Origin of the sequence: Clostridium sp. BSD2780061688st1 H5 (genome assembly GCF_005845155.1) — a bacterium.
GTDB classification, from domain to species: Bacteria; Bacillota; Clostridia; order Lachnospirales; family Lachnospiraceae; genus Claveliimonas; species Claveliimonas intestinigallinarum.
The window spans coordinates 45474-61515 of sequence record NZ_SPGT01000006.1 but is presented as its reverse complement, the minus strand read 5'-3'; the positions used below and the strand labels follow the sequence as shown (position 1 = coordinate 61515).

At 53.4% G+C, this 16042-nt stretch carries 22 protein-coding genes; 21 read left to right on the top strand and 1 reads right to left on the bottom strand.

Translation table 11 applies throughout. From position 1 onward, the window contains the following. The first annotated feature begins 12 nt into the window (after positions 1-12). From FGQ86_RS05535 to FGQ86_RS05460, 16 genes are all read left to right on the top strand, one after another. Complete coding sequence (locus FGQ86_RS05535) at positions 13-951, top strand: MurR/RpiR family transcriptional regulator (RefSeq protein WP_033125203.1); 939 nt, start codon at positions 13-15, stop codon at positions 949-951. Beyond that, complete coding sequence (locus tag FGQ86_RS05530; RefSeq protein WP_033125204.1) at positions 944-2173, top strand: NAD(P)/FAD-dependent oxidoreductase; 1230 nt, start codon at positions 944-946, stop codon at positions 2171-2173. The genes FGQ86_RS05535 and FGQ86_RS05530 overlap by 8 nt, the downstream gene beginning before the upstream one ends. Before the next feature lie 35 nt (positions 2174-2208). Beyond that, on the top strand, positions 2209-2652 hold the full coding sequence (locus tag FGQ86_RS05525; RefSeq protein WP_138303168.1) for a YcxB family protein: 444 nt from the start codon (positions 2209-2211) through the stop codon (positions 2650-2652). A gap of 58 nt (positions 2653-2710) precedes the next feature. After that, positions 2711-3367, top strand: a complete 657-nt coding sequence (gene cmk, locus FGQ86_RS05520) for a (d)CMP kinase (RefSeq protein ID WP_033125206.1) — start codon at positions 2711-2713, stop codon at positions 3365-3367. 178 nt (positions 3368-3545) lie between these two features. Beyond that, positions 3546-3650, top strand: coding sequence for a hypothetical protein (locus FGQ86_RS16670; RefSeq protein ID WP_347562479.1), 105 nt, complete (start codon positions 3546-3548; stop codon positions 3648-3650). Continuing rightward, positions 3631-4731, top strand: coding sequence for a 30S ribosomal protein S1 (gene rpsA / locus FGQ86_RS05510; RefSeq protein ID WP_033125207.1), 1101 nt, complete (start codon positions 3631-3633; stop codon positions 4729-4731). The genes FGQ86_RS16670 and rpsA overlap by 20 nt, the downstream gene beginning before the upstream one ends. 212 nt (positions 4732-4943) lie before the next feature. After that, positions 4944-6266, top strand: coding sequence for an electron transport complex subunit RsxC (rsxC, locus tag FGQ86_RS05505; RefSeq protein ID WP_033125208.1), 1323 nt, complete (start codon positions 4944-4946; stop codon positions 6264-6266). 29 nt (positions 6267-6295) lie between these two features. Then, positions 6296-7249 carry an RnfABCDGE type electron transport complex subunit D gene (locus tag FGQ86_RS05500; protein ID WP_033125209.1) on the top strand — a complete coding sequence of 318 codons (954 nt, stop codon included), beginning with the start codon at positions 6296-6298 and terminating at the stop codon, positions 7247-7249. Further along, on the top strand, positions 7249-7833 hold the full coding sequence (locus FGQ86_RS05495; RefSeq protein ID WP_033125210.1) for an RnfABCDGE type electron transport complex subunit G: 585 nt from the start codon (positions 7249-7251) through the stop codon (positions 7831-7833). The genes FGQ86_RS05500 and FGQ86_RS05495 overlap by 1 nt, the downstream gene beginning before the upstream one ends. A 12-nt stretch (positions 7834-7845) precedes the next feature. Then, positions 7846-8562 carry an electron transport complex subunit E gene (locus FGQ86_RS05490; RefSeq protein WP_138303167.1) on the top strand — a complete coding sequence of 239 codons (717 nt, stop codon included), beginning with the start codon at positions 7846-7848 and terminating at the stop codon, positions 8560-8562. An 11-nt stretch (positions 8563-8573) separates the two neighbouring features. Further along, entirely contained in the window at positions 8574-9149 is a 576-nt protein-coding gene (locus FGQ86_RS05485; protein ID WP_033125212.1) for an RnfABCDGE type electron transport complex subunit A, read from the top strand. A gap of 12 nt (positions 9150-9161) precedes the next feature. Beyond that, entirely contained in the window at positions 9162-9953 is a 792-nt protein-coding gene (locus FGQ86_RS05480) for an RnfABCDGE type electron transport complex subunit B (protein ID WP_033125213.1), read from the top strand. A 51-nt stretch (positions 9954-10004) separates the two neighbouring features. After that, the gene (locus FGQ86_RS05475) at positions 10005-10415 is read left to right on the top strand and encodes a DUF2752 domain-containing protein (protein ID WP_171031515.1); all 411 of its coding nucleotides are present in this window, start codon (positions 10005-10007) and stop codon (positions 10413-10415) included. A 41-nt stretch (positions 10416-10456) separates the two neighbouring features. Then, positions 10457-11083 carry a hypothetical protein gene (locus FGQ86_RS05470; protein ID WP_081957984.1) on the top strand — a complete coding sequence of 209 codons (627 nt, stop codon included), beginning with the start codon at positions 10457-10459 and terminating at the stop codon, positions 11081-11083. A 135-nt stretch (positions 11084-11218) separates the two neighbouring features. Further along, positions 11219-11533, top strand: coding sequence for a DUF6442 family protein (locus tag FGQ86_RS05465; RefSeq protein WP_138303165.1), 315 nt, complete (start codon positions 11219-11221; stop codon positions 11531-11533). After that, positions 11533-11754 (top strand): helix-turn-helix transcriptional regulator, encoded by a 222-nt coding sequence (locus FGQ86_RS05460; protein WP_138303164.1) that lies wholly within the window; start codon positions 11533-11535, stop codon positions 11752-11754. Before FGQ86_RS05465 ends, FGQ86_RS05460 begins: the two co-directional genes overlap by 1 nt. A gap of 87 nt (positions 11755-11841) precedes the next feature. On the opposite strand, the gene FGQ86_RS05455 is transcribed toward FGQ86_RS05460, so the two are convergent. After that, entirely contained in the window at positions 11842-12828 is a 987-nt protein-coding gene (locus FGQ86_RS05455) for an FAD:protein FMN transferase (RefSeq protein WP_138303163.1), read from the bottom strand. 185 nt (positions 12829-13013) lie between these two features. Between FGQ86_RS05455 and FGQ86_RS05450 the strand changes: the two genes are divergently transcribed. The 5 genes from FGQ86_RS05450 (at position 13014) to zapA (ending at position 16027) form a co-directional block, all read left to right on the top strand. Next, on the top strand, positions 13014-13385 hold the full coding sequence (locus FGQ86_RS05450) for a NusG domain II-containing protein (protein ID WP_138303162.1): 372 nt from the start codon (positions 13014-13016) through the stop codon (positions 13383-13385). A gap of 12 nt (positions 13386-13397) precedes the next feature. After that, positions 13398-13892 carry a Gx transporter family protein gene (locus FGQ86_RS05445; RefSeq protein WP_033125218.1) on the top strand — a complete coding sequence of 165 codons (495 nt, stop codon included), beginning with the start codon at positions 13398-13400 and terminating at the stop codon, positions 13890-13892. Between the two features lie 16 nt (positions 13893-13908). Next, a complete protein-coding gene (ruvA, locus tag FGQ86_RS05440; protein ID WP_138303161.1) occupies positions 13909-14523 on the top strand; it encodes a Holliday junction branch migration protein RuvA in 615 nt (204 codons plus the stop codon). A gap of 15 nt (positions 14524-14538) precedes the next feature. Beyond that, positions 14539-15546: a Holliday junction branch migration DNA helicase RuvB gene (gene ruvB, locus FGQ86_RS05435; protein WP_033125220.1), complete on the top strand. Its 1008-nt coding sequence runs from the start codon at positions 14539-14541 to the stop codon at positions 15544-15546. 67 nt (positions 15547-15613) lie between these two features. Continuing rightward, positions 15614-16027, top strand: a complete 414-nt coding sequence (zapA, locus tag FGQ86_RS05430; protein WP_033125221.1) for a cell division protein ZapA — start codon at positions 15614-15616, stop codon at positions 16025-16027. Positions 16028-16042 lie beyond the last annotated feature (15 nt).

The window sequence follows — 16042 nt, the reverse complement described above, 5'->3', positions numbered from 1 at the left end:
GGGACCTGTAAAATGGGAACAAACAACGAATTACTGCAGAAAATTGATGACGGATACGCGAGGTTCAGCAAGGGGCAGAAAAAGCTGGCTGACTACATCCGCAGAGACTATGACAAGGCCGCATTCCTCACAGCGGCGAAGATGGGCGAGGTGGTGGGGGTCAGCGAGTCCACAGTGGTCCGCTTTGCCACCGCTTTGGGCTATTCCGGCTACCCGGCCTTCCAGAAGGCGCTGGAGGAGATGGTGCGCACCCGGCTGAATTCCATCCAGCGCATGGAGGTGACTTACGGGCGTATCACCCAGGGGGAGATCCTGGAATCTGTCCTTCAGTCGGACATTGAGAAGATCAAGCTCACCATGGAGAACATTGACCATGAGGCCTTCGAGCTGGCGGTGGAGACTATCCTGAAGGCCAGGAAGGTGTATGTGGTGGGAATCAGGAGCTGCGCGCCCCTGGCCAGCTTCCTGAGCTTTTACCTCAATCTGCTCTGCGAGGATGTGACCCCTGTGAGCACCAACAGCTCCAGCGAGATCTTCGAGCAGCTCCTGCGCATCGGCGAGGAGGATGTGATCATCGGCATCAGTTTCCCGCGGTACTCCATGCGCACCCTGAAGGCGCTGGAATTCGCCAGCAACAGGAAGGCGAAGGTCATCACCCTGACAGACAGCATCCACTCCCCCATGAACCTCTACTCCTCCTGCAACCTGATCGCCAGGAGCGACATGGCCTCCATCGTGGACTCCCTGGTAGCCCCCTTAAGCGTTGTCAACGCCCTGGTGGTAGCCCTGTGCATGAAGAAGCAAAAAGAGGTGGTCTCCACCCTGGAGATGCTGGAGGAGATCTGGGACGAGTACCAGGTCTACAGCGGGGACGAACTGGACAAGGTGAGCGACAAGGTGGAGCTCTCCACGCCCGGAAGAAAGGAAGGCAAAGGGGAGGCAGATGAGTAAGGTTCTGATTATCGGCGCCGGCGCCGCCGGCATGTACGCGGCTGTGACAGCTGCCCGGGCGGGACATCAGGTCCACGTCTTTGAGAAAAATGACAAAGCCGGCAGAAAGCTTTTTATCACGGGAAAAGGGCGCTGCAACCTGACAAACGACTGCGACACAGAGGAACTGCTCCAGGCGGTCAAAAGCAATCGGAAATTTCTCTACAGCAGCTTTTACACCCACACAAACCAGGATGTGATCCGCTTTTTCCAGGACAATGGTATGCCTGTAAAGACGGAGCGAGGGGGTCGTGTCTTCCCCGCCTCTGACCACTCCTCAGATGTGATCCGCACTCTGGAGCGGCAGATGAGCAAATGGGGAGTCAGGCTCCACCTGGGGACAGAGGTGAGGGAGCTTCTGACAGAGGAGGGAAGGATAGCCGGCCTTCTCCTGGGGGACGGCACCCGGGAGACAGGAGACGCCTGCATCGTCGCCACCGGAGGCTTTTCCTATCCCCTGACCGGCTCCACCGGGGACGGCTACCGGTTTGCCCGGGAGGCAGGCCACAGCGTCACGGATCTTGTTCCCTCCCTCGTGCCGGTGGAGGCGAAAGAGAAGTGGGTGGGAGACCTGATGGGCCTGTCCCTGAGAAACATAGAGCTGACGGTAAAGGACGGGAAGAAGGAGCTGTACCGGGATTTCGGGGAAATGCTGTTCACCCATTTCGGTCTCAGCGGCCCGGTGGTACTTAGCGCTACCAGCGAGGTAGGGCCGCGGCTTGAGAAGGGGCCGCTCTCCTTCCACATCGATCTGAAGCCGGCTCTGACCCCGGAGCAGCTGGATCAGAGGATCCTGCGGGATTTCGGAGAGCAGAAGAACAGGCAGTTCAAAAATTCTCTCGGAAAGCTTCTCCCCGCCAAGCTGATCCCCGTGGTGGTGGGGCTGTCAGGCATTTCCCCGGAAAAGAAGATCCACGACATCTCCAGGGAGGAGAGAAGAGGGCTGGTCAGCCTTCTGAAGGATCTGACCGTGACGGCCGTGTCCCTGCGGAGCTGGAGCGAGGCCATCATCACAAAGGGCGGCGTCTCGGTGCGGGAGATAGACCCGGCCACTATGGAGTCGAAAAAGATAAAGGGACTCTATTTTGCCGGTGAAGTTCTGGATCTGGACGCGGTGACGGGAGGCTTTAACCTCCAGATCGCCTGGTCCACCGCCTATCTGGCGGGGAGCAGCATTCCCTAGCAGGAAAGAATTTTTACAGGAAAAGGAATGATATTATGGAACCAGTATATTATATGGAATACAGCGAGTCTTTTAAGATCGTAAACGAGATGTACACAGCCCTCTACAAATACAGGAACTCAAAGGCCTGGGGGCCCTTCAAGATCCAGGACATCAAGACAAGGGCTTACGAGGGCGCCAAGAAGCGGTGGGCAGAGCTGAAGAAGATCAGCCGGAAGGAGCGCCTTGTGAAGGTCAGCTTCTACGAGGACAGCTTCACCTGCGTGACAGGGGATGTCACCCAGGAATTCTCCTACGGGGAGATCGAGTGCATCTGCGAGACCGATACCACTCTTGCGCTGGTGGCGGACAAAAAGCGGAAGAAGGAGGGCTTTATCGCTCTGAAAAAAGGGAGCGTAAAGGGGAAGAGCCTTGCGGATCTGAAGGAATTTCTCCTGAAAAAATGCACAAAGGCAGGCGGCAGTATCAGACATCTCTAAAAGCGGAAGCGGACAGCCAACATGCGGCGAAAAAATATACAGGACAAGGAGCAAAGATATGGGTTACAGTATAGCGATCGACGGTCCGGCGGGGGCGGGAAAGAGCACCATCGCCCGGCTTGTGGCCAAAGAGAAGGGATTTATCTACGTGGATACAGGAGCCATGTACAGGGGGCTGGCGGTCCACTTCCTGAAGAAGGGCATACAGCCGGAGGACACGGAGAAGATCAAGGAGGCCTGCCGGGACGCCCAGGTTTCCATCGGCTATGAGGAGGGACAGCAGCAGGTCTATCTGAACGGCGAAAATATCACCTCCCAGCTGCGCCGGGAGGAAGTGGGCAATATGGCTTCAAAAAGCTCTGCCATCCCGGAGGTGAGAGAGAAGCTTCTCTCCCTGCAGCGGGATCTGGCCCGCAGGCAGAACGTGGTCATGGACGGCCGGGACATCGGCACCTGCGTCCTGCCGGACGCGGATGTGAAAGTCTACCTGACAGCCAGCAGCCGGACCCGGGCGAAGAGAAGATATGACGAGCTGACCGCCAGGGGAGTCCCCTGCGATCTGGAGCAGATCGAGCAGGACATCATCGAGCGGGACAGCCGGGATATGAACCGGGAGATCTCTCCTCTGCGCCAGGCTGAGGACGCGGTGCTGGTGGACAGCTCGGACATGACCATCAGGCAGGTGGCGGACGCCATCCTGGCTCTCTGCCGCTAGAGCCCCGCCGGGACTTTGAAACGACATATAATTACAATAAAATCAAAGATTTAGTTGAAATTATCTCGAAAAAGGGGTATGATATAAATGTTTTAGATACGATTTGCCGCACTGCAGACAGCGCGCAGATCATGCATGTAACAATACGTACTACATACAGACACTTGACGATTTTGATATGAATCAATTAAGGTCCGTGGAAACAGTAGGTATTACAGCAGGGGCATCCACGCCCAATAAAATAATTGAGGAGGTTCAAAATAATGTCAGAATTAACTTTTGAACAGATGTTGGAAGAGTCTTTTAAGACAATACGGAACGGGGAAGTGGTAGATGGTACAGTCATCGACGTAAAGCCTGATGAGATCATTTTAAATATAGGTTACAAGGCAGATGGCATCATTACGAGAAGCGAGTACACAAACGAGCCGAACGTGGATCTGACTACCATTGTGTCCCCTGGCGATACCATGACAGCAAAGGTGTTAAAAGTAAATGACGGAGAAGGTCAGGTGCTGCTCACTTATAAACGGCTTGCGGCCGAGAAGGGAAACGAGCGTCTCAGAGAGGCATTTGAGAACAAGGAAGTGCTGAAGGCTCCTGTTACTCAGATCCTGGGAGGCGGACTTTCCGTTGTGATCGACGAAGCCAGAGTATTTATCCCTGCAAGCCTGGTTTCCGACACCTATGAGAAAGACCTGAGCAAATATCAGGATCAGGAGATTGAGTTCGTCATCAGCGAGTTCAATCCGAGAAGAAACCGCATTATCGGCGACAGAAGACAGCTCCTTGTTGCCAGAAAGGCAGAGAAGCAGAAGGAACTTTTCGAGAAGCTACAGGTCGGCGACAGGATCGAAGGTACTGTGAAAAATGTGACAGATTTCGGCGCCTTTATCGATCTGGGCGGTGTGGACGGACTTCTCCACATCTCCGAGATGTCCTGGGGCAGAGTGGAGAACCCGAAGAAGGTATTCCAGGTTGGCGAGAAGGTGACTGTTCTCGTAAAGGATATCCACGACACAAAGATTGCCCTCAGCCTGAAGTTCCCGGAGACAAATCCCTGGGCCAACGCGGCAGAGGACTACGCTGTAGGAAAGATCATTACAGGCAGGGTTGCCCGCATGACAGACTTTGGCGCTTTTGTGGAGCTGGCTCCGGGTGTGGACGCGCTGCTTCACGTGTCACAGATTTCCAGAGCGCATGTCGACAAGCCGTCTGATGTCCTGACAGTGGGACAGGAGATCACAGCCAAGATCGTGGACCTCAACGAGGAGGAGAAGAAGATCAGCCTGAGCATGAAGGCTCTCGAGAACGCACAGCAGGCTGAGGAGGCTCCGGCTGAGGCAGAGGCTGAAGAGGAATAGATATATCCGGACATATCATTTCTTTTGAAATTATATAGCGAATTAAAAGATGGAGACTATGTTATAGTCTCTTTCTTTTCGTGTGAAGCATTGTTAAAAATGCGACAAGATGTACTTCGAAATATACAAAAAAAACGCCGGAAAACCTAGAAGAAACCGGTTTTTTCTTGTATAGTATATACAGATTATAGTAGGAAGGAAGGAAAAAAGAGATGGCATTGTTGACATTTAAGGGTGGTATCCACCCGGATGATGGCAAGAGCCTGGCAAAAGACAAGGCTATTGTCGAAGTTAAGCCAAAGGGAAACCTGGTTTATCCGCTTTCTCAGCATATTGGCGCCCCGGCTTCTCCCATCGTTGTAGTGGGCGATCATGTATTAAAAGGGCAGAAGATCGCGGAGGCCGGCGGATTTGTATCTGCCCCCATCTACGCCTCTGTCTCTGGTACAGTCAAGGCGATCGAGCCCCATTTCAACCCCACAGGGGCCAAGGTAAACTGCATTGTCGTTGAGAACGACGGCGAGTACGAGGAGGTTGAGTACGCTCCCGTAAAGCCTCTGGCCGATATGACCAAGGAAGAGATCCTAAACGCCATCGGTGAGGCCGGAGTTGTAGGTATGGGAGGCGCAGGCTTCCCCACAAGAGTGAAGCTCTCACCGAAGGAGCCGGAGAAGATCGACTATGTGATCGCGAACTGTGCGGAATGTGAACCATACATAACAGCGGACTACCGCAGAATGATGGAAACACCGGAGCTGCTCGTGGGCGGCATGAAGGTGGTTCTTTCACTGTTTGACAACGCAAAAGGTATTTTCGCGGTGGAGGACAACAAGCCGGACTGCATCGCCAAATTAAAGGAGCTTGTGAAGGACGAGCCCCGCATGGAAGTGATGGCGCTGAAGACAAAGTATCCGCAGGGCGCTGAGCGCCAGCTCATCTACGCCACCACGGGAAGGGCGATCAATTCCTCTATGCTCCCGGCCGACGCGGGCTGCGTTGTGGACAACGTGGAGACCATGATCAATATTTACCAGGCTGTCGTGAAGGGACTTCCCTCCATGGAGCGCATTGTGACAGTCAGCGGAGACGCTGTGAACGAGCCGGGCAACTTCAAGGTCCTGTTTGGCACAAACCAGGCGGAGCTTGTGGAGGCAGCCGGCGGATTTAAGGGAGAGCCCAAGAAGGTGATCTCAGGCGGCCCCATGATGGGATTTGCCATGTTCACACTGGACACTCCTGTCACAAAGACTTCTTCCTCCATTCTCTGTCTTTCCAGAGACGCGGTGGCAGAATTTGAACCAACAGCATGTATCAACTGCGGAAGATGCGTAGACGCCTGTCCAAGCAGGCTCATCCCCTCCAGACTGGCAGACTACGCGGAGCACCACGATGAGGAGCAGTTCACAAAGCTGAACGGGCTGGAGTGCGTGGAGTGCGGATGCTGCAGCTATGTATGTCCTGCAAAGCGCCAGCTGAAGCAGTCTATTGGTTCTATGAGAAAGATCGCACTTGCGAACCGCAAGAAAAAGAAATAAAGATTTTAGAGAGGAAGAGGTGAACAAACGTGGAGAATTCATTTAATATTTCATCTTCACCACATATACGTTCCAAGGTGACCTCCGGCAATATCATGCTCATGGTAGTCATTGCGCTGCTCCCGGCAACCTTCTTCGGAGTGTACAACTTTGGACTGCCCGCCCTGATCATGATGGTCAGCACAACGGCGGCTTCTGTGCTTACAGAATTTATCTATGAGAAACTGATGCATAAAAAGGTCACAGTGGGAGACTTCAGTGCGGTTGTCACTGGTATGCTCCTTGGATTGAATATGCCGCCCACAGCCCCCTGGTGGATGGGCGCCCTGGGAAGCGTATTTGCAATCCTGATCGTAAAGCAGCTTTTCGGAGGACTGGGACAGAACTTCATGAACCCTGCTCTGGGAGCCAGATGTTTCCTTCTGCTTTCCTTCACAGGTCCCATGACAAGCTTCGTCTATGACGGCATCACAGGTCCGACTCCCCTTTCCTATGTAAAGAGCGGGGCGCTGGATCAGGTGAACACCATGGACATGCTCATTGGAACCATTCCGGGAACCATCGGTGAGACATCCGTGATCGCCATCGTCATCGGTGCGATCTTCCTGATTCTGATGGGAGTCATCGATCTGCGCATCCCGGGTACATACATTGTAACCTTCGTGATCTTTGTGGGAATTTTCGGCCATGTGGCACATCCGGAGATCGGATTTTTCGATCCCACCTACCTGACAGCCCACCTGTGCGGCGGTGGCCTTATGCTGGGCGCCTGGTTCATGGCGACAGACTACGTCACCTCCCCCATCACGAAGAAGGGACAGTACCTGTACGGCATCTGCCTCGGCGTTCTGACCGGCCTGTTCCGTATTTTCGGCGGGTCTGCTGAGGGCGTCTCCTACGCCATCATCATCAGTAACCTTCTGGTTCCGCTGATCGAGAAGGTTACTCTTCCAAAACCGTTTGGCAAAGGAGGAGAGAAATAATGAACAAGATCATAAAAAATACAATTATCCTTACAGTAATTACATTGGTTTCCGGACTTCTTCTGGGACTGGCCTATGAGGTCACAAAGGATCCCATTGCCCAGTCTGAAGAGAATGCCAAGAGAGAGGCCTGGCAGGCTGTGTTCCCGGACGCGGACCTTACTGCCTTTGAGGAGACGGATGTGGACACCGATGTGGCGGATCAGGTGATCGCTGATCTTGGCATTGACGCCACCATCGATGAGGTCTGCACAGTGGACGGCGGCGACACCGGCTATGTTATCACTGCCACAGACAGCGAGGGATACGGCGGCGACATTCAGGTTGTTGTGGGCATCACAGCGGACGGCACGGTGAGCGGTATTTCCTTCCTGTCCATCAGCGAGACCGCGGGTCTTGGAATGAACGCCCAGAACGAGTCCTTCTACGGCCAGTATGTAGGTGTACAGACAGACCATTTCTATGTATCTAAAGACGGCGGCGAAGGCGAGCCAATCGATGCCATCAGCGGCGCCACCATTACATCAAGGGCAGTGACAGGTGCGGTGAACGCGGCACTTGGTTACTTCCAGAATGAGTTTTAGGAGGTAGTTGAGATGAATGAATGTGGCGAGAGACTGAAAAATGGTCTTATTGATGAAAATCCTATCTTTGTCCTGATGCTCGGCATGTGTCCCACACTTGCTGTCACAACCTCAGCGACAAACGGTATCGGCATGGGGCTTTCCACGACATTCGTGCTTGTCATGTCCAACATGCTGATCTCCATGCTGCGAAAGATCATACCGGACTCTGTCCGTATGCCTGCGTTTATCGTAGTCGTGGCATCCTTTGTAACAGTTGTTGACTTTATGATGGAAGGCTTTACGCCTGCCCTCTATGATTCACTTGGAATTTATATTCCTCTGATCGTTGTAAACTGTATCATCCTGGGCCGCGCTGAGAGCTATGCCTCCAAGAATAAAGTGCTTCCCTCTATCTTTGACGGACTGGGAATGGGACTTGGATTTACAGTGGCCCTGATCGCCATCGGTATCGTCCGTGAGATCCTGGGCGCCGGACAGATTTTTGGATACCAGCTTCTTCCTCTGGCTGACGCGGCTACAGGAAAAGCGGGCTATACACCCATTACCATCTTCATCCTTGCTCCGGGCGCGTTCCTCGTTCTTGCAGGTCTTGCCGCTCTCCAGAACAAGGTGAAGATCAACATGGAGAAGAAGGGCAAGGACGCATCCAAGATCCAGTCAGGCTGCGGCGCGGACTGCGCTACATGCGGCGGATGTCCTTCAGCAGCCGGAAAAGATAAAGAATAGGAGGGAAAACCATGGGAGATTTGATTTTAATTGCAGTTGGCTCTGCGCTCGTGAGCAACGTGGTGCTCAGCCAGTTCCTCGGTATCTGTTCCTTCCTCGGTGTCTCCAAGAAGACGGAGACAGCTGTCGGCATGGGCGGAGCCGTTATCTTTGTTATCACACTGGCCTCCTTGGTGGCAGGCCTTTTATACCAGTTCATCCTTCATCCGCTGGGCTTTGACTATCTGAACACGATCGTGTTCATCCTGGTCATCGCGGCGCTTGTGCAGATCGTGGAGATGTTCCTTAAAAAGTTCGTCCCCTCCCTCTACAATGCGCTGGGCGTTTATCTGCCCCTGATCACGACCAACTGCGCCGTGCTGGGCGTTGCCCTGAACAACGTGCAGGATGGCTACAACATCCTGGAGGGTGTTGTAAACGGCTTCGCAACTGGCGTCGGCTATCTGATCGCCATCGTTCTGCTGGCTGGTATCAGAGAGAAAATGGAATACAATGATATTCCGGAGTCCTTTAAGGGGATGCCGATTGTCCTTCTCACATCCACACTGATGGCGATCGCATTCTTCGGGTTCTCCGGACTGATATAGGAGGAAAAGAAAATGAGTATGACAGGAATTATCTTGGCTGCAGTCATTGTAGGCGGTACTGGGTTATTCATCGGTATTTTCCTCGGACTTGCGGACAAGCAGTTTGCAGTAGAAGTTGATGAGAAAGAAGAGCAGATCCTGGGCGTGCTGCCGGGCAACAACTGTGGCGGCTGCGGTTACCCGGGATGCTCCGGACTGGCGGCGGCCATCTCCAAGGGAGAGGCTCCGGTAAACGCCTGCCCTGTGGGCGGCGCTCCGGTGGCAGCAAAGGTAGGCGAGATCATGGGCGTCGAGGCAGGAGAGCAGGTTCGTGAAGTGGCCTTCGTCAAATGCGCCGGCACCTGTGAGGTGGCAAAGCAGACATACAACTACAACGGATTACACGACTGCGTCATGATCAACATGATGCAGAACGGCGGCCCCAAGGCCTGTACCTTCGGCTGTCTGGGAGAGGGCTCCTGCGTGCAGGCATGTCCCTTTGACGCCATCCACGTTGTGGACGGCGTGGCTGTAGTGGACAAGGATGCCTGCAAGGCCTGCGGCAAGTGCGTGGCTGTCTGCCCGCGCCATCTGATCGAGCTTGTGCCCTACGAGCAGAAGCATCTTGTGCAGTGCAGCTCCAGAGACAAGGGCAAGGATGTCATGTCCGTGTGCTCCGTCGGATGTATCGGATGTAAGATGTGCGAGAGAGTCTGCGAGTTTGACGCAGTCAAGGTGACAGACAACATCGCCCACATCGATCCTTCCAAGTGTACAAACTGCGGAAAGTGCGCAGAGAAGTGTCCGAAGAAAGTGATACTGTAAAAATTTATGATAAGACATATCAGATCCAGTATAAAAATTTTCTGGGCGGATATGAGGAATGTAAAATGGGCGGTTATTTCGATAATCGCCTGTTTTCTGTTTCTCTATGTCCTGTTCGGCAGCATCTGTCCTGTGGCCTGTCTGACAGGTTTCCCCTGTCCGGCCTGCGGCCTGACCAGGGCGGGGATCAGTGTCCTCACCCTCCGCTTTGCGGATGCCTGGGAGCTGCAGCCTTTTATCTACCCGATTCTGCTGTGGCTGGCTGCCGCCGCTGTGCAGAGATACTTCTGCCGCAGGAGGCGACTCTCCGTGTGGCTCAAGTGGGCAGGCGCTGTCCTCATCTGCGGGATGGTTGTCTTCTACGCTGTGTCCATGTACAGGTATTTCCCGGACAGGGCGCCCTACCTATATCATTCAGATAATCTCCTCCAAAAGATTGTCATTTACAGACAATTATGGTAAAATAACCGCAGATTGTTATATTTCTCAAGGAGGATGAACAAATGGATAATAACTACAACAATCAGCCGGACAACGGACAGGACAATACATACTCCGGGAGCGGAGACGGCGCCGGAAGCTCTCAGAGCCAGCCGGAGCAGCAGTACACAGACCCAAATGCAGGCTACAGCAGCACAGACTATAACGGTGCGGGCGGCACGGAGGGCGCTGGCAGCCAGGGACAGAGCGGGTACTATAATCAGAATGGGCAGACCCAGTACCAGGATCAGAGCCAGTATCAGTACCAAAACTACAATTACAGCCAGAATTATAACCAGAACGGCCAGAGCTATAATCAGAATTACAACCAGAACTACAACTCAAACTATAATCAGAACTACAATCAGCAGTACGGCGGAAACGGCTACAACCCGCAGCAGTACGGCGGTATGGACACAAGCCCCATGTCTATGGGTGACTGGGTGCTCACCATCCTGGCCCTGATGATCCCCTGCGCGGGCATCATCCTCTACTTTGTGTGGGCCTTTGGGAAGAACGGCAACATCAACAGGAGAAACTACTGCCGCGCGGCTCTCGTCATTGAGCTGGTGATCATTATACTCTCCATCATCGTGATGGTCATCTTCGGAGCGGCTCTCTTCACAGCCTATCCGTCATACGGATATTAATTTTTGAAAGTATGTAATCAGGAAACGGTCAGTCCCCACAGAGCTGACCGTTTTTCATAAGCAGTATTGACAAGTAAACTTGGCAATGATATACTTCTTGATGACAATAAAACTTGGCATAAGGAGACTATATCCATGAATAGAGAGAAAATTTTATTAAGAGCCAAAAGAGACAATTATCTGGGAGATGAACGAGAGAGAGAGGTGCGTCTAAAGAGGGATGCCTTCTCACTATGGGGGCTGATCGTCTTAGGGGCAGTCATAATGATCATCAAGATAGTCCAGACAGAGTCTCCAGCAGACATCATATCGCTGCTGTTTTGCACTTCTGGCCTGGGATTCGCCTATGAGGGGCTGAAGCTGAACCAAAAACATTCTCTCATAGCCGGTATCGTGCTGCTGATATTGTGTGCCTGCTTTTTCTATATATTTTGTATGGGGCTGTTCTGATGAATGATAAGCTGATACTGAAAAACAATATAAGAAAAGTGCGGGCAGAAAAAAAGCTGTCACAGTCAGCGCTGGCGGAAATGGTGGGGGTATCCCGCAATACGATCAGCTCTATTGAGACAGGGCAGTTTAACCCAACTGCGAAATTGGCGCTTGTTCTATGCATCGCTCTGGATAAGAGGTTTGAAGAGCTGTTCTATTTTGACGAACAGCAGATGTGAGAAGCCCCCTGTGTGAGAGACGCTGCAAAAGATAATGCCTCTCACGCAGGGAGCTTCTGTATTCACTGCCCCGCACGAGGGGCTTTTCTATTTCTGGAAATTGTTTGAGTAGGTGATCTGGTTGTCTGTGTCCACGAACACAGCCTCCACATTATCAAGCTGATTGACAAGGGACAGCCCTTTCTCCGGCCCCAGCAAAAAGCAGGTGGTGCTCAGTGCATCCGCGGTGAGAGAGGAGTCCGTGATGATGGACACGCTGGCCAGGCCGTTGTTGCAGGGATACCCGGAAGCTGGATCCAGAATATGGTGATACAGGGTGCCGTCCTTCTCAAAATACCGCTGGTAGGTGCCCGACGTGACGATGGATTTGTCATCGATCCGGACAGAGGTGAGAGGGATACCGCTCTCGTCAAAGGGCTTCTGTATGCCGATGTGGAAGGGGGAGCCGTCCGGCTTGTCCCCTACTGCCAGCACATTTCCTCCCAGGTTGATGAGGGCGTGGTGGACACCTTCCCCCTTCAGGTAATCCTTCAGCCTGTCGGCTATGTATCCCTTGGCAACGGCGCCCAGATCCAGAGCGGCAGCCGGATCCTGCAGGGTGACGGTGTTGCCCTCCACCACTACCTTTTTGTAGTCCACGTGGGTCAGTGCCGCGGCGATGGCAGCCGTGTCCGGCGGGGCCGGATCCTCGGACTTGAAATCCCACAGACTGGACACAGCGCCGATGGTGATGTCAAAGGCCCCGTTCGACAGCTTGCCGTAGTAGAGTCCCTTTTTGATCAGGGTGGCCGTGTCCGGGGACACCTCCACCGGGTTGCCCTGGGCGCTGTTGATCATGGAGACCTCGCTCTCCCCGTTAGTCCGGGAGAACATGACGTCATATTTCTGACAGAGCTTCTGGCATCCGTCCAGAATATCCTGATCTCTTGAGTCGTAGATCTGTACGGAGATCACGCTGTCAAAAAGGGTATCCGTGTATGTCATAGGCCCGGAGGAGACTGCCGCGCAGCCGGATGCCAAAAAGACAGAGACTGCGGCGGCTCCCGCCAGGAACCGTATCTTTCGTAATTTCATAATTTTCCACCTCGTCTGTAAAATCGCGCCAAATTGCGCTTTTGCGCAATCATTATACCATAGCCACGGCAGGGGCCGCAACTGCTACCATACCCGAACATGCATCCGAACATGTGGTTGCACATCCCAAAACGATATGGTAGAATAGCAGATATAGTATTTAAGAGAAAGCGAAAGCAGTCATCATGAAAAAACATCTGAAGATAAAAGATATCATACTGGTCGTACTGATCCTTTTCGTGGCGGGGGGAGCCTGGCTTCTCCACGAGGTGCTGAAGGATGCGGGCAGCGGTGTGGCCGTGATCCGCGTGAACGGCGAGATCGAAGGCACCTACCCCTTGAGCGAGGACAGAGAGATCTCCATCAACGGAGGGACCAACATTCTCCGGATCAGGAACGGAAAGGCCAAGATGATCGAGGCGGATTGTCCGGACCAGCTCTGTGTGAATCAGAGGGCCGTGTCCGCGGACAACGAGAGCATCATCTGTCTGCCAAATAAGGTGATCGTGGAGATCCAGTCCAGGCAGGAGAGCGAATACGATGCCGTCACGAATTAGGAGGTGCTGCCCTTGAAGACGAGAGTTGCCTATTTCGGAGTCTTCACAGCGCTGGCACTGATTTTCAGCTATGTGGAGTCCCTGATACCATTTCAGATCGGTATCCCCGGAGTGAAGCTGGGACTTGCCAATCTGATCATAGTGATCGCACTTTACAAGATGAGCCTCAGAGAGGCTTATCTTTTGTCTGTAACAAGAGTTGTCCTGGCTGGATTTATTTTTGGGAACTTGTTCAGCATCCTCTACAGTCTTGCCGGCGCGCTCCTCAGCCTGACTGTCATGGCCCTTCTGAAAAGGAACGGCGGCTTCAGCATACTTGGAGTCAGCATCGGCGGCGGCGTCATGCACAACGTGGGGCAGCTCATAGTGGCCATGTTTGTCGTCCAGACCTTCAGCGTGTCCTACTATATTCCGGTCCTTCTCGTGGCCGGACTGCTCACAGGACTTTTCATCGGCATCGCCGCTGACGCCATGCTGATGAGGCTGAGAGGCATCACATTGAAATGAAAAGGAGTTAGATGATATGATTTCATATATACGGGGCGAGCTTGCCGCTGTGGAAGAGGACAGGGTCGTGGTGGAGGCCGGAGGCGTCGGGTACGGTATCTTCATGTCCGGCAGCGCCATAGGCCGGCTTCCCTCTGTCGGCAGCCAGGTAAAGATCCACACCTATTTCAGCGTGAAGGAGGACAGCATGCAGCTGTTCGGTTTCCTCACAAGAGACGATCTGGAGGTGTTCCGGCTCGTCATAGGGGTCAGCGGCATCGGCCCCAAGGGAGGGCTGAACATTCTATCGCAGCTCACGCCGGATGAGCTGCGCTTTGCTGTGTTCTCCGGCGATGTAAAGGCCATCTCAGCCGCGCCCGGCATCGGAAAGAAGACCGCTGAGAAGCTGATCCTGGAGCTCAAAGACAAGCTGAAGCTGGAGGACGCTCTGGACCATTCCCAGGAGGCAGACAGCGTGGCCGGAACCGGCGCTGTCCTGTCCGGATCCATCCAGAACGACGCGGTGCAGGCTCTTGTGGCTCTGGGCTATGGAAATACAGATGCCCTGAAGGCAGTGCGCCAGGTGGAGATCACAGAGGACATGCAGGTGGAGGACGTGCTGAAGAGGGCGCTGAAATTAATGATGTTCTAAAAGCAGGTAGAAGACATGACACGAAGAATTATCACAACAGAAAATCTGGAAGAAGATGTTAAGATAGAAAACAGTCTCCGGCCCCAGTATTTGAAGGATTACATTGGCCAGGAGAAGGCAAAGGCCACACTGAAGATCTATATCGAGGCTGCCAAGGCCAGGGGGGAGGCGCTGGACCACGTGCTCTTTTACGGCCCGCCTGGCCTTGGAAAGACGACTCTGGCAGGTATTATCGCCAATGAGATGAACGTTCATCTGAAGGTCACCTCCGGACCGGCCATTGAGAAGCCGGGGGAGATGGCCGCCATTTTGAACAATCTCCAGGAGGGGGATGTGCTTTTTGTGGATGAGATCCACAGACTGAACCGGCAGGTGGAGGAGGTGCTTTACCCGGCCATGGAGGACTACGCCATCGACATTGTCATCGGCAAAGGCGCGGGAGCCAGGTCGATCCGCCTGGACCTCCCCAAATTCACCCTCGTGGGAGCCACCACAAGGGCAGGCATGCTGACCGCCCCCTTGAGGGACCGCTTCGGGGTAGTCCACCACCTGGAATTTTACACGGTGTCGGAGCTGAAGACCATTATCATGAACTCCGCCTCTGTGCTGGGGGTGGAGATCGATGAGGCGGGAGCCATGGAGCTGGCCAGACGTTCCAGGGGGACGCCCCGTCTTGCCAACCGGCTTCTCAAGCGGGTGAGAGATTTTGCCCAGGTGAAATACGACGGCGTCATCACAAAGGAGGTAGCGGACTTTGCGCTGGACCTTCTGGACGTGGACAAGTACGGTCTGGACCATATTGACAGGAACATCCTTCTCACCATGATCGAGAAGTTCCAGGGCGGTCCGGTGGGCCTTGACACACTGGCTGCCTCCATCGGGGAGGACGCGGGCACCATCGAGGATGTGTACGAGCCCTATCTCCTGAAGAACGGCTTTATACAGCGGACGCCAAGAGGGCGTGTGGTGACGGCCCTCAGCTATGAGCATCTGGGAATTTCACCTGAAAATATCGAAAAATAGTTGGTTTTTATATGTAAATAGTTTATAATGAATTGCAGGATAAACGTAAAAGGGCGGGAGGTCATTTATGGCATCATCAAAAAATTATACGGAAGTTCTCATAGGGGGCAAGGTATTCACATTGAGTGGATTTGAAAGCGAAGAGTATCTGCAGAGAGTGTCCACCTATCTGAACCATAAATTGGAAGAGTGTACGAACAGCGAGGGATACCGCAAGCAGAGCGCCGAGACCAGGAGCATCCTTCTCGCGCTGAACATTGCCGATGATTACTTCAAGGCAAAGAAGCAGGGCGGCACGCTGGAGAGCGATATCGAGGCAAAGGACAAAGAGATGTACGATCTGAAGCACGAGCTCATCTCCGTGCAGATTAAACTGGAGAACGCGGAGAAGACTCTGGATCGGATGAAGGAGGAGAACAGAGAGCTTCAGATGAAGATCGTCAAACTGGAAACAGAGATGAAGAACAATCAGAAAAAATAGGCTGTCATGGGACAG